Raw genomic sequence first — 12,572 nt, 5'->3', positions numbered from 1 at the left:
TGGAAACATAATATTCCATAATTTAAGGTAAGGCGGTTATCTTTGCTTAGAATTAAAATCACATTGCATGTTGTTGAGATGTTTTCAGGAAGAGTTTTTAGAAGCAGGCTGTGATGAAGCTGGTAGAGGTTGCTTAGCTGGTCCGGTGTTTGCTGCTGCTGTAATTTTACCTGAAGGCTTCTTCCTAGATGGCTTAAACGATTCTAAACAACTTTCTCATGCCCAACGAGAATTACTAAGACCAGTAATTGAAAAAGAAGCTTTAGCTTGGGCTGTGGCATCATGCGACCATGAGGAAATTGATAAAATAAATATTCTAAATGCTTCATTTCTTGCCATGCACCGGGCAATTGAAAAGTTGCAATGTCAACCCCAATATTTAGTAATCGATGGTAATCGGTTCAAAGCTTATCCTCAAATTCCGCATAGCTGCATTGTAAAAGGCGATGGAAAATATTTAAACATTGCTGCAGCGTCAATTTTAGCGAAAACGCACCGTGATGAATATATGACCAATCTACATTCAGATTATCCCCACTACAATTGGCAACAAAACAAAGGATATCCTACAATTTCACACCGTAAAGCTGTTATAGAAATTGGTTTATCGCCATATCATCGCAAAACATTTAATGTAAGCGACCCACAACTTAATTTGTTTTCAAAAGCAGTCTAAATTTCGTATTTTCACCACATTGTGAAAATTCTGTTAATTACTAAGCGGATTCCCTTTCCGCCAAATAGTGGTTATCCGATTGTGGTTTATAACACCATGAAAGGCTTGCTACAGCTTGGTGCAGATATCACTTTGTTCAGCTTAAACCCTGCAAATGCCAGATTAGATTTAGAAGATATTTCCGATCCGGTTTTTGATTCGGTAAAAACACACACATACGATTTAGATACCGAGGTAACGATGTGGTCGGCATTTTTTAATATTTTCACAAACGAATCTTACAATGTTTCTAGGTATTATACTGAAGAAGCTGCTCGACAATTGGAAAGTTTACTTCGCGAAAATAGTTTTGATATTATTCAATTTGAAGGACTTTTCGTTGTGCCTTACCTGGATGTTGTTAAGGCAAACAGCAATGCCAAATTGATTTACCGAGCGCATAATATCGAGTTTACCATGTGGGAACGACGTTCTCTTTCAGAAAATTTTATAATTAGGCGCAAGTATCTTGCCTTTCTTTCGCACAGGCTTAAAGCTTACGAAATGGAACAAATTAACCGTTTCCATCAAATATTTGCCATAAGCGAACCAGATAGACAAAGCATTTTGCGTTTTGGGTGCGAAGTGCCAATGTCTGTTTTTCCTGTTGCCATCGATTTAGAGAAATATAAAGTTGATAAAACGAAAACCAGTTTTCCTACATTGTTTCATTTGGGTGCGATGGATTGGCGTCCAAATCAAGAAGGGTTGGAATGGTTTCTGGATGATATTTGGCCCGATATAGAAAAGCTAAATAAAGACCTCAGATTCTACATTGCAGGTAAAAACATGCAAAAGCACTTTTTCGATTACGATTCGGATAACTTGATTGTAGAAGGTGAGGTTTTTGATGCGGTTGAGTTTATGAATTCAAAAGCAATTATGATTGTGCCCTTAATTTCTGGAACCGGCATGCGGGTTAAAATTATAGAAGGAATGGCAATGAAGAAATGCATTATTGCAACAACAACCGCTGCCGAAGGTATAAACTGCAAACATGGATATGATATTTTAATCGCCGATTCGGCTGATGAATTCTACCGTTCAATTTTACAATGCATTATTAACCCAAAACGCTGGATGGAAATAGGAGAGAATGCCCGTAAAACAGTAGAAAACGACCATGGTGTTCATCTTATCTCATCGAAAATGCATAAAATTTATGAAGAGTTAATTAGCAGCTAAAAGAGAAAAGATAATCAAACATCACCTGAAATATTTTTATTCTACACTAACTTATTGTTTTAAATCCATCATAAACAAAATAAATACCTTTTAAATTTTGCGTCAAAACATTGCCAATTTCTTAGTAGTTTTGCCGAAAGCATCAGAAAATTAAAAGTATAATTATTTGCTGCGCTATACTTTGTAAGTAAATAATAGAATCGCCTCAGTACCAAAGAAAAATCAAATAACAAATGAAAAACACCGCATTAACAGATAAACACATTGCTTTAGGAGCTAAAATTGTTCCATTTGCAGGTTATAACATGCCTGTAACTTACGAAGGTATAAATGCAGAGCATGCAACAGTTCGTAATGGTGTTGGGGTTTTCGATGTTAGCCACATGGGTGAGTTTATTTTGAAAGGTGATAATGCTTTGGATTTAATTCAAAGGGTAACAAGTAACGATGCCTCAAAATTGTTTGATGGTAAGGTGCAATATTCTTGTTTGCCGAATAAAGATGGTGGTATTGTTGATGACCTTTTGGTATATCGTATAGACGAGAAAAGCTATATGTTAGTGGTAAATGCATCTAATATAGAAAAGGATTGGAACTGGATTAAACAGTTTAATGATAAAGATGTTGAGATGCATAACATTTCGGATAAAACCTCATTGCTTGCAATTCAAGGTCCGAAGGCGGCTGATGCCTTGCAAACTTTAACCGATGTGGATTTGGCATCAATGGAATATTACACCTTTGGTAAGGGTACCTTTGCTGGGGTAAATAATGTGATAATTTCTGCTACAGGCTACACTGGTGCTGGCGGTTTCGAAATCTATTTTGATAATGAACATGCCGATAAAATTTGGGATGCAATTTTCGAAGCAGGTAAGGCTTACAATATTAAACCAATTGGTTTGGGCGCTCGTGATACTTTGCGTTTAGAAATGGGCTTCTGTTTATATGGGAATGATATAGATGATAGTACCTCTCCAATTGAAGCAGGCTTGGGATGGATTACAAAGTTTACAAAGGAATTTACCAATTCTGAAGCCTTATTGGCACAGAAAGAAGCAGGCATTCAGAAGAAATTAGTAGGTTTTGAAATGATTGACAGAGGTATTCCACGTCATGATTATGAAATTGCCGATGCAGACGGAAACATTATTGGAAAAGTAACATCTGGAACGCAAGCACCATCCTTGCAAAAAGCAATCGGAATGGGATACGTAACTAAAGATTTCAGTAAAGAAGGCACAGAGATTTTCATCAACATACGCAATACGCCAATTAAAGCTAAAGTTGTTAAATTTCCTTTTTATAAATAAGATTTGAGACATCAGATATGTGATTTGAGAGCTAAATGTTTTTAAATCACATATCGCAAATCTCAATACTCAAATCTCAAAAAATGCCAAAAAAAATAGAAGTTTGTTTAACACCTGCTTTAATCGATTTATACGATATAGAAGAAAGCATTGTAGTTGTTATCGATATTTTAAGAGCAACATCATCTATAACTTACGGTATAGAAAATGGTGCTGAAGCTATAATTCCGGTAGCCAATGTAGAAGATTGTTTGAAATATGCAGATAAAGGTTATCTGCTGGCTGCAGAAAGAAATGGTGAAGTTGTAAAAGGTTATGATTTTGGTAATTCGCCATTCTCTTACACCAAAGAAAAAGTTGGTAGCAAAACGATTGTTTTAACAACGACAAACGGAACCAAAGCCTTGCATTTGGCAAATAAAAGAGCATATCAAGTTGTCATTGGCGCTTTTTTAAATTTAGATTCACTTTGTGATTATCTAAAAAATCAGCATAAAAATGTGCTTCTACTTTGCGCAGGCTGGAAAGACCAGTTTAATTTAGAAGATACCTTATTTGCGGGTGCCGTTGTAAATAAACTTCGTAAAAATTTCGAACATTTCGATGATTCTAGCGTTGCGGCTGAAGATTTATATTTGCTAGCAAAGGATGATTTAAGAAAATACCTGCATAAATCTTCGCATAGCAATCGCCTTGCAGAATTAAATATTGAAGATGACGTTGTTTTTTGCCTACAGTTAAATATTTGTAATGCAATACCGGTTTTAGAAGGTGAAAGATTGGTGAAGTTGAACCAGTAATGGCATAGTCTAAACTTCGATTTAAAATATCATTATTTAATATAGCGAAATCAGCCCTTAAATGGATTGTTAGTTATCAACTCTGAAATTGTAGGACTATTTTTAATGGTTATTAATGCCTCTTCGTGTGCTAACCAATAAATATCTTCAGCTCTTTTCATATCAAAGGTGCTAATTACACCCAAACCTTTTGGCTCTATTACCACATTACAAAATTTAGCTTTTCGCTCCATATCGTGGTTGATTGACATGATGCCTGCTCGACCCATTAAATTGGTTATTCCGGTAATTTTATCAACTGGTTTAAGGTGATTACAAGATGAGCCAATGATAAAATCACATTCTCCCATCAAAGGTTCTACCGGGAAATTATTTAAAATCCCACCGTCAACATACATCTGCCCATCTATCATTATTGGTTTAAAAATCCCTGAAATACAGCTTGAAGCGTGAATTGCACGAATCAGCGGACCTTTTGTAAAATAAACCAGCCTACCTTCACTAAAATTTACGGCTGCAATGGTTAACGGAATTTTTAGTTTTTCAATAGAATTTTCTGGGAAATATTCTTTAAGAATTTGCGAGGTATTTTCGATGTTAATCAGTCCTAAAGAACCAACTGCTGGCCTAATGAAACGCCAAAGTTTGGTTCTTAAAAAAATGCTCAATCCTTCTTCCGGATCGATACCGGCTGCGAAAAATGCACCAGCTATTGCACCAGCACTGGTGCCGCTGATGTGGCTAAAAGTAATACCTAAATTACTAAATGCTTTTAACACACCAAGGTGTGCAATTCCTCTAATTCCCCCGCCTGATAATACAATTCCAACTTTCATATATGTAGATGTAGTCTTGGTGTTAGATTTAAGAATGACGATTTGTTACGAAAATGTTAATGAAATTTGAATACAGATTAGATTAAAAAATGAAAAAGCTATTTTCTCTTAGGTTTATATTTCGATTCATTTAAAATCTTTTGTGCATCATTATCTTTCATTAATTGCTGCAAAGAAACGTTTGGATGCTCTTTCATATACTTTCTAACAATTTGCCAGCCTGTCCACACACCTAATTTTGGTGCCGATTCCCGGTTTTCACCTAATCCCGGTGTAAATGGGCCGTCAGATAAATAAACCTGAATTTTTTGGTAATCTGTTTCATACAAACTATTGTTCTCCAAAAAATATGCCCAAATATCTGATTCAAAATTTTGTACCCATCCTAACTGATTAGATGTGTAGCCAATTTTTGTAGAGTCAGAAACGCTTTCTGGCAAAACCTCATCCATAAAGTATAAAATCTTCCCTTGAAAAATCATTTTTGATAATAAAGTTCTGTTTTCATCTGGTTCTGGGAAAAGTTCTTCATGTGCAAAAGTTTCAGCAACGCGTGGTACAATATTATCCGGAGTAAACCGTCGCGATAAATAAAGGGGAACACTTTCTACAATTCCCCGATAAAATTTACTGTCTTTACCCAAAAATGTATCCAAGCCAATTCCTAAGTAGCCTTCTCCAATAGGCGTTGGATATGAAAAACCCGAAACAAAAGATATAAATCGTGGTACTTTGATATTTGGATAGTAGTATTTAATGTATTTAAAGGTTTCGGTTAAGCCTTCTTCCTGCAATTTAAGGTTCGGGTAAATACTTTGCACCTCCTTCATTAAATCGGTGTAAGCAGGGTCATTGTAAAGCGTATTTATTATTTCTGCATTGCTATATTCTGGCGTTCCAACCATTTTATGGATATAGTCGTCGTAAAAAAAGCCATATTTTTTCTGTAATGAAGCGTCAGTTTGTGCTACATTTTTTCCTTTCCCGGCAAGTAAATCATTATCAAAGCGCTCAATTTTTACGTCAATAGCTATATTGCTTACATCTGGGCGGTGATTTTGTTTACAGGATACAATGATAATTGCCAACAGAAAGAATAGATAAAAGTGCTTTTGTATTAATCGATTTTTCATTCGTATCAAAATTATAGAAAACCGGGCAGCAAAAGCGAATGCAATAAAAAAATAAATTCTCAATCAACATGGATTACATCTAACAATACTGTGAGGTAATTATATATATTAATCCAAACTCGGTTTATTATCAGAGTATTTATAAATTTGAATGATAATTCACAAGAGGGCACAATTTTTTCGTCTTAAAACTCTTATGATATAGCAACAGTAATTATTATATAACATGAAAATAGCTTTAGCGCAACTTAACTATCATATCGGCAATTTCGAATCTAATACACAAAAAATAATTAGCAATATCCAATTGGCTAAGAATAAGGGTGCCGATTTAGTTGTATTTGCAGAATTGGCAATCTGTGGCTATCCACCTAGAGATTTTCTCGAATCAGAGGAGTTTATATCACTATGTGAGCAGTCAGCCCAAGAAATTGCAAAGCACTGTACAGATATTGCTTGCATTATTGGTTTGCCCATAAAAAATGATGTTTTGCAGGGTAAAGATTTATTTAATGCTGCTTATTTTATCGAAGATGGAAAGGTTAAATCTATTGCAAAAAAGGCTTTGCTTCCAACTTACGATGTGTTTGATGAATATCGTTATTTTGAACCTGCTACCTCATTTAAATGTATTGATTTTAAAGGAAAGAGGATTGCGCTAACCATCTGCGAAGATTTATGGAATATTAACGATAATCCGTTATACGTTTCTAACCCGATGGATGATTTAATTAAAGAGCAGCCTGATGTGATGATAAATATTGCTGCATCTCCTTTTTCTTATACCCACGATGATGAACGGATTAAAGTACTTTCTGATAACGCAAAAAAATACCATTTGCCTGTGTTTTACGTCAATCAGGTTGGTGCACAAACAGAAATAATATTTGATGGAGGATCGTTAGTTTTTGATGCCGATGGTGCGATGAAGGCCGAAATGAAATATTTTGAAGAAGATTTGCAGGTGTTTGATTTAACTGAAGTAGAAAATGTTAGAAATAAATATCCACAACCAGAAAGGTTAACAGATATTGAACAAATCCACGACGCTTTGGTACTGGGTATTCAAGATTACTTCAAAAAATCTGGATTTACAAAGGCCGTTTTGGGTTTATCTGGTGGAATTGATTCTGCTGTAGTTTGCGCCTTAGCTTGCCGGGCTTTAGGGGCAGAAAATGTAATGGCGGTTTTAATGCCTTCTAAATTTTCTTCCGATCATTCAGTACAAGATGCATTGGATTTGGTTTCTAACATTGGTTGCATGCACGAAATTATCCCGATAAAAGATGCTGCTGAAGCTTTTGATAATATATTGGCACCAGCATTTAAAGGTTTGCCATTTAATTTAACAGAAGAAAATATCCAAGCCAGAATTCGTGGTACAATCGTAATGGCTATGAGCAATAAATTTGGCTATATTTTGCTCAACACATCTAACAAAAGCGAGTGCGCTGTTGGTTATGGAACTTTGTACGGCGATATGTGTGGCGCAATTGGTGTTATTGGTGATGTTTACAAAACGCAGGTTTTTCAATTGGCCAAATACATTAATAAGGAAAGAGAAATTATACCAGTAAATACGATTGTTAAACCACCATCTGCAGAATTAAGACCTGATCAAAAAGATTCAGATTCGCTGCCGGAATACGACATTTTAGATAAAATTTTATATCAGCACATCGAATTAAAACAAGGTTCAGCCGCATTAATTGCTAAAGGTTTTGATGAGGCTTTAGTAAGGCGAATTTTGAAAATGGTAAACGTTGCAGAATTTAAACGTTATCAAACTCCGCCAATTTTGCGTGTATCGCCAAAAGCTTTCGGAATGGGTAGGCGTATGCCAATTGTTGGTAAGTACTTGATATAAGTCATCAAAAGCTTTAATTTTTTTGCTATCTACTTTGTTTTGAGTATTTTAGTATAAATCATTAAACTTAACGTTCCTCATGGTTAGTTATCATAAACCCACGCTTACTGCCGAAATGCATTCTTTAATAGATAGCTATGCAGAAGGCTTCAATCAAATTCCTGGGGTAGTAATTTTACATGAAACCGAAAACTGGACGGTAGTTTATATGAGTGACCGGGGTTTGGCACAGCTTAAACTCACCTTAGAGCAAGTATGTAATTTAACCAATGCAGAATATTATTCAAGGTATTTTAATGAAGAGGATGCTAAAGACTATGTTCCAAAAATAGGTGCATTTATGCATGCCAATAATAAAGAAGATACGCTTAGTTATTATCAGCAATTAAAATTTCCTGATGATGATAACTGGAGATGGCATTTATCTAGCACTAACATATTTTTGCGTGATAACGACGATAAACCTGTTTTAACTATAACAGTTTCTATACCTATTGATGCCATGCACCACATGGCTGCAAAAGCCGATAAATTATTAGAGGAAAATAATTTTTTAAGAAAAAACGTAGGGAACTTTTCTAAATTAAGCAGGCGTGAAAAAACCATTTTAAAAGAAATTTCTTTAGGTAAAAGTTCAATTGAAATTGCTTCAGAATTGCATATTTCTTCTACTACGGTTGATACGCATAGGAGAAATATAAGAGATAAACTTAATGCGAAAACATCGTACGAAATTGCACAATATGCAAGGGCTTTCGATTTAATATGAGACAATAATTATCACTTTGAGCTGCCGAAATACTAAAAAAATTTTCGGCTGGCTCAAAATGATTAAATTTTATAGTAATGTAGCATCAACCGAAATTGTTGTATCCAATAACTTCGATATAGGGCAATTCTTTTCTGCATCGGCCACCAACTCATCAAATTTTTCTTGCGATAAACCCGGTACAGTTGCGGTTAATGTTAAATGAGATTCTGTGATTTTGCCTTGTGATGGATCTAAATTGATAACACACTTTGTTTCCAAATTTTCTGCTGTAAAACCTGCTTCATCAATTTTAAATGATAAGGCCATGGTAAAGCATCCAGCATGTGCTGCAGCAACTAATTCTTCGGGATTTGTACCAATGCCCTCAGCAAAACGAGAACCAAATGAATATTGTGTGTTACTTAATGTTGTACTTTGGGTTGTTAAATTTCCTTTGCCTTCTTTACCCGAACCTTGCCATACGGCTGTTGCATTTCTTTTCATGTTGAATATATTTTGAGTTGATTTTAGACTTTTAACAAATAAAGATAATTATATGTTTGTTGATAAAACACGAATTCCCATTAAGCATGTGTGATATTTAACTGAATATTTTAGTCTCTTTCGATTACAACTCTATGTTTAATTTTGCTTTTTATCGATTGAAATAATAAAATAACAACGCCAATCATTATCGAAATATCTGCAAAATTAAATACACCTGTTTCAAAAATTTTAAAATCTAAGTGCATAAAATCTGTTACCGAGCCATGAACAATTCTATCATATAAGTTGCCAATCCCTCCACCAATTAAAAAACATAAGGCAATTTGCATGCTATGGGGCAAATTGCGGTTAGCGAAAAGGTAATATAAGCCATAACCTAAAAAAAGAAGCGGCAATCCCGATAAAATTATCAGTCTAAAAATATATGGCATTTGGTCGCCTAGACTTAAAAAAGCGCCTGTATTTTCTACTCTGGTAAGTGTAAATCTATCTTTAATGATGCTAATATGCTCATAATCACTTATTCTGTTTCTTACAATATTTTTAGAAATTTGGTCACAACCGATATTAAGAAGCATAAAAAAAATTAAAAATATTCTCCTGAATGTATGTTTTGAAGTCATATTGGTTTAGCGTATAATATCTGCATCCACAGGTATATAACCTAAGTGCCTGCTTAAGGACATGATTTGTCCTTTGTGGTGAAACTCATGCGTTATGACATGGGTAAAAAGATGGATTGGACTCTCCTCTAGGATTTGCCCATTCCTATTAATTTTTATTACAACATTATAATCATCCGCGTAGGCTTTAAAAAATTCGTTGAGATAAGCGTTAACTACATCGAAATAAATGATGCATGCATCAAGATTTTTATAATATTCAAATGGTTTGTAGTTTATAATCTTGTTTAAAGCTCTTTCTCCAATCCACGCTGAATACGTATCACAAATATGAACTAGCAAATTGCGAATAGAACCTCTGCCAAAAGTGCTGTGCTCTTGCAAGAAATCTTCTTCTGATATAGTTTTAATGTAATCCAAAATTGTTTTTCTGGATGATAAAACTAAATTATATTGTTGGGCGAGCAGGTCTATCATTTTTTACCCATTTATTGTAAGGAATTATCAACGCCAATAATATAGCCAATACACTTAAAACTTTGGCAATAACATCTCCAGCCTTAACATAAAAAGTTATCTCATCATTTAAGTTAATATCAGCTTTAATAGCGGTTCTAGTCCACCATTTTGTTTTTTGAATTACATCGCCACGTTGATTGATGAATGATGAAATGCCTGTATTTGCGGAACGGGCAATATCGCGGTGGGTTTCAATGGCTCGCAGTTTTGCATACATTTGATGTTGGTCTTTTCCAGAAGTATTTCCCCACCAGCCATCGTTTGTAATGATGGCAATAAATTGTGCGCCTTCTTTTACTTGCTGACCAATCCAATCGCCCCATAAGCTTTCGTAGCAAACAACTGGTGCAACACCGATACCACTTTGGGCGTATAAAACGCTAGGTTTATCTTGCCAGCCCCAGCCACCAACGCTTCCGCCGAGCTTAGAAAATACACCATTCAGAAAAGAAAACACTTGTGGAAAAGGCATTTTCTCTGCTCCAGGAACCAATTTCGATTTATGGTAAAATTCTACATTAGCCGAATTTTCAACTTGCATGGCAGAATTAAAGTTATCGAGGTACATGCCATCTGGATATTTTTTTGCTGAAATCGTTTTCTTATCCTGATACCATTTGACGCTTTCGATACCTGTTATTAACGTTCCGTTTTTGTATTTACTTAAAAAGCTTTGTAAGGTAAGGAAATCGGGATTACTGCGAATTCTATCTTCATCTGCATAATTGGGAATTGCAGTTTCTGGCCAGATGAAATATTCGGTGTTGGTTTGTCCGATAGAATCGGATAGATGTGTTAAAATTCGAATTTGTTCTGCTGGTGGAATTGTTTCGAGTTTTTGATATGGGTCGATGTTCGGCTGAACAACAACCACATTGCTTGGTGTACCTTGCTCTACCGCATTAAAATATTTTGTTAAAGAAATTGTGACGGGAATAATAACCACTAAAGCCCAAATTCCTACAGCCCTAAACTTTAAATAGCCTTTCTGTGATTTGAATTTCTTGTAAGCTTCGAAAGCTAAAATATTGCTGATTAAAATCCAAAGCGAACCGCCGTAAACTCCTGTATAATCGTACCATTGTGCCAATTGGTGCATGGCTGCAAAACCATTGCCTAAAGTCATCCAGGGAAACGCTAAATCCCAGGTTTGTTGCAAGTATTCTAAAGCGATGTAAAAGGAAATCAACCCTAAATAAGCGATTTTATTATTTACGTATTTACCTAAACGATAAAATAGCCAAAAAGCAAATGTCATGAGTAAGGCACCTAATCCGTATGGGATCAAGGAAACGAAAAATGAAACGACTAAACCAATCGGATCATTATTATAAGCACTTATGGCATTATAAACCCAATAAACTGATGCTGTGTTCCAAATAAAAAAAGTTAACCCAGCCGTTAAGAAAATACGTTTGCCGGTTTTTTTTATTTGGTTGTTACAAATATTTTCGAGGGCAATAAATAATGGAACCAAAGCAATTAGCAACAAAGGTGCTGTAAACTGCATTGGCGGCCAGGCCAGCCAAAGTAGAAATGCGCTTAATAAGGCGAGGGAGTAAGTTTGTTTCGATTTCATTTTTAAGGAGATTTGTCAAGTTGAGCTTGTCGAAGAACACAAGCTTTTCAACAAGCTCAACTTAACGATCGAGCATTACAAACTATCTAAAACTGCCGATTTTTTTGCTTCATATTCTTCTTGTGTAATTAAGTGTTTATCATACAAAGTTTTTAGTTTACGAAGTTTTAATGTTGCCTCATCTTCTGGTTCTTCTATAACTTCTGCAATTTGAAGTGGTTCAGGTTCTTCAGCTTTTGGGGTTTCAATTGGAGCAAAATCTGCAAATGGTTGCGGAGTTGTGCTCGTTGTTGATGCCATAGCCCGGTTTTCTTCCAGTTTTTGTTGATGCAGCAATTCTTTATATTCTTCTAATTGCTGATTCGCGGCTTGATGCAGTTTTCTTGCCTGCACTTTCGGGATAAATTCGGTTACAATATTTTCGCCATGCTGCGGAACGCAAATAAACTTCGAACCAAATAATTCTTCTTTAAAAGAGATTTCCTTAACGCTTTTCCACGATATGTCTTTAAAATTCATGGTTAAACCTAAGTTGCCGGGTTCACAATAAAAAATTCTCTTGTTGGTGATGGCAATGCTATCAGGTAACAAGTTTACAGCAGGTTTTTTCTGCACTGCTAAATATAAAATTTCTTCGCCTGTAGTTAAAAGGTCGTTTAATTTTCCGATAACTTTTTCAACCGCTTTTGGGTCTTGTTCGTCACTTAAAAATCTATCTATGCTAATCATAATGTTTTTAAAAAT

13 protein-coding genes are annotated in these 12,572 nt (G+C 35.2%); 6 read left to right on the top strand and 7 right to left on the bottom strand.

The window, feature by feature from the left end; translation table 11 throughout:
* Nucleotides 1-67 precede the first annotated feature (67 nt).
* The 4 genes from D7004_RS18560 to D7004_RS18545 all read left to right on the top strand — a co-directional run bounded on the left by D7004_RS18560 (nucleotide 68) and on the right by D7004_RS18545 (nucleotide 4,013).
* Nucleotides 68-676, top strand: coding sequence for a ribonuclease HII (locus tag D7004_RS18560; protein WP_123207325.1), 609 nt, complete (start codon nucleotides 68-70; stop codon nucleotides 674-676).
* A gap of 21 nt (nucleotides 677-697) precedes the next feature.
* A complete protein-coding gene (locus tag D7004_RS18555; protein WP_123207324.1) occupies nucleotides 698-1,900 on the top strand; it encodes a glycosyltransferase in 1,203 nt (400 codons plus the stop codon).
* A gap of 233 nt (nucleotides 1,901-2,133) precedes the next feature.
* Nucleotides 2,134-3,213, top strand: a complete 1,080-nt coding sequence (gene gcvT, locus D7004_RS18550) for a glycine cleavage system aminomethyltransferase GcvT (RefSeq protein ID WP_123207323.1) — start codon at nucleotides 2,134-2,136, stop codon at nucleotides 3,211-3,213.
* 83 nt (nucleotides 3,214-3,296) lie between these two features.
* A complete protein-coding gene (locus D7004_RS18545) occupies nucleotides 3,297-4,013 on the top strand; it encodes a 2-phosphosulfolactate phosphatase (protein WP_123207444.1) in 717 nt (238 codons plus the stop codon).
* Between the two features lie 50 nt (nucleotides 4,014-4,063).
* On the opposite strand, the gene D7004_RS18540 is transcribed toward D7004_RS18545, so the two are convergent.
* Both D7004_RS18540 and gldB read right to left on the bottom strand, forming a co-directional pair.
* Nucleotides 4,064-4,849, bottom strand: coding sequence for a patatin-like phospholipase family protein (locus tag D7004_RS18540; protein WP_123207322.1), 786 nt, complete (start codon nucleotides 4,847-4,849; stop codon nucleotides 4,064-4,066).
* Between the two features lie 98 nt (nucleotides 4,850-4,947).
* Nucleotides 4,948-5,982 (bottom strand): gliding motility lipoprotein GldB, encoded by a 1,035-nt coding sequence (gene gldB, locus D7004_RS18535; RefSeq protein WP_123207321.1) that lies wholly within the window; start codon nucleotides 5,980-5,982, stop codon nucleotides 4,948-4,950.
* Between the two features lie 226 nt (nucleotides 5,983-6,208).
* Here gldB and D7004_RS18530 point away from each other — a divergent pair, with 226 nt between their 5' ends.
* Nucleotides 6,209-7,849 carry an NAD+ synthase gene (locus tag D7004_RS18530; RefSeq protein WP_123207320.1) on the top strand — a complete coding sequence of 547 codons (1,641 nt, stop codon included), beginning with the start codon at nucleotides 6,209-6,211 and terminating at the stop codon, nucleotides 7,847-7,849.
* A 79-nt stretch (nucleotides 7,850-7,928) separates the two neighbouring features.
* On the top strand, nucleotides 7,929-8,618 hold the full coding sequence (locus D7004_RS18525) for a response regulator transcription factor (protein WP_123207319.1): 690 nt from the start codon (nucleotides 7,929-7,931) through the stop codon (nucleotides 8,616-8,618).
* A 69-nt stretch (nucleotides 8,619-8,687) separates the two neighbouring features.
* Here the strand turns inward: D7004_RS18525 and D7004_RS18520 are convergent, their stop codons facing one another.
* The 5 genes from D7004_RS18520 to D7004_RS18500 form a co-directional block, all read right to left on the bottom strand.
* Nucleotides 8,688-9,104 (bottom strand): OsmC family protein, encoded by a 417-nt coding sequence (locus D7004_RS18520; RefSeq protein ID WP_123207318.1) that lies wholly within the window; start codon nucleotides 9,102-9,104, stop codon nucleotides 8,688-8,690.
* Between the two features lie 110 nt (nucleotides 9,105-9,214).
* A complete protein-coding gene (gene lspA / locus D7004_RS18515) occupies nucleotides 9,215-9,730 on the bottom strand; it encodes a signal peptidase II (RefSeq protein WP_123207317.1) in 516 nt (171 codons plus the stop codon).
* A gap of 6 nt (nucleotides 9,731-9,736) precedes the next feature.
* The gene (locus tag D7004_RS18510) at nucleotides 9,737-10,207 is read right to left on the bottom strand and encodes a DinB family protein (RefSeq protein ID WP_208646883.1); all 471 of its coding nucleotides are present in this window, start codon (nucleotides 10,205-10,207) and stop codon (nucleotides 9,737-9,739) included.
* Complete coding sequence (gene lnt, locus D7004_RS18505) at nucleotides 10,179-11,828, bottom strand: apolipoprotein N-acyltransferase (RefSeq protein WP_123207316.1); 1,650 nt, start codon at nucleotides 11,826-11,828, stop codon at nucleotides 10,179-10,181. The genes D7004_RS18510 and lnt overlap by 29 nt, the downstream gene beginning before the upstream one ends.
* A 75-nt stretch (nucleotides 11,829-11,903) precedes the next feature.
* Nucleotides 11,904-12,557 carry a PH domain-containing protein gene (locus D7004_RS18500; RefSeq protein WP_123207315.1) on the bottom strand — a complete coding sequence of 218 codons (654 nt, stop codon included), beginning with the start codon at nucleotides 12,555-12,557 and terminating at the stop codon, nucleotides 11,904-11,906.
* Nucleotides 12,558-12,572: the final 15 nt, after the last annotated feature.

The organism is Pedobacter jejuensis, assembly GCF_003725795.1.
GTDB lineage: Bacteria > Bacteroidota > Bacteroidia > Sphingobacteriales > Sphingobacteriaceae > Pedobacter > Pedobacter jejuensis.
The sequence above is the reverse complement of the archived record's forward strand: the minus strand, read 5'-3'. Positions and strand labels throughout refer to the sequence as shown.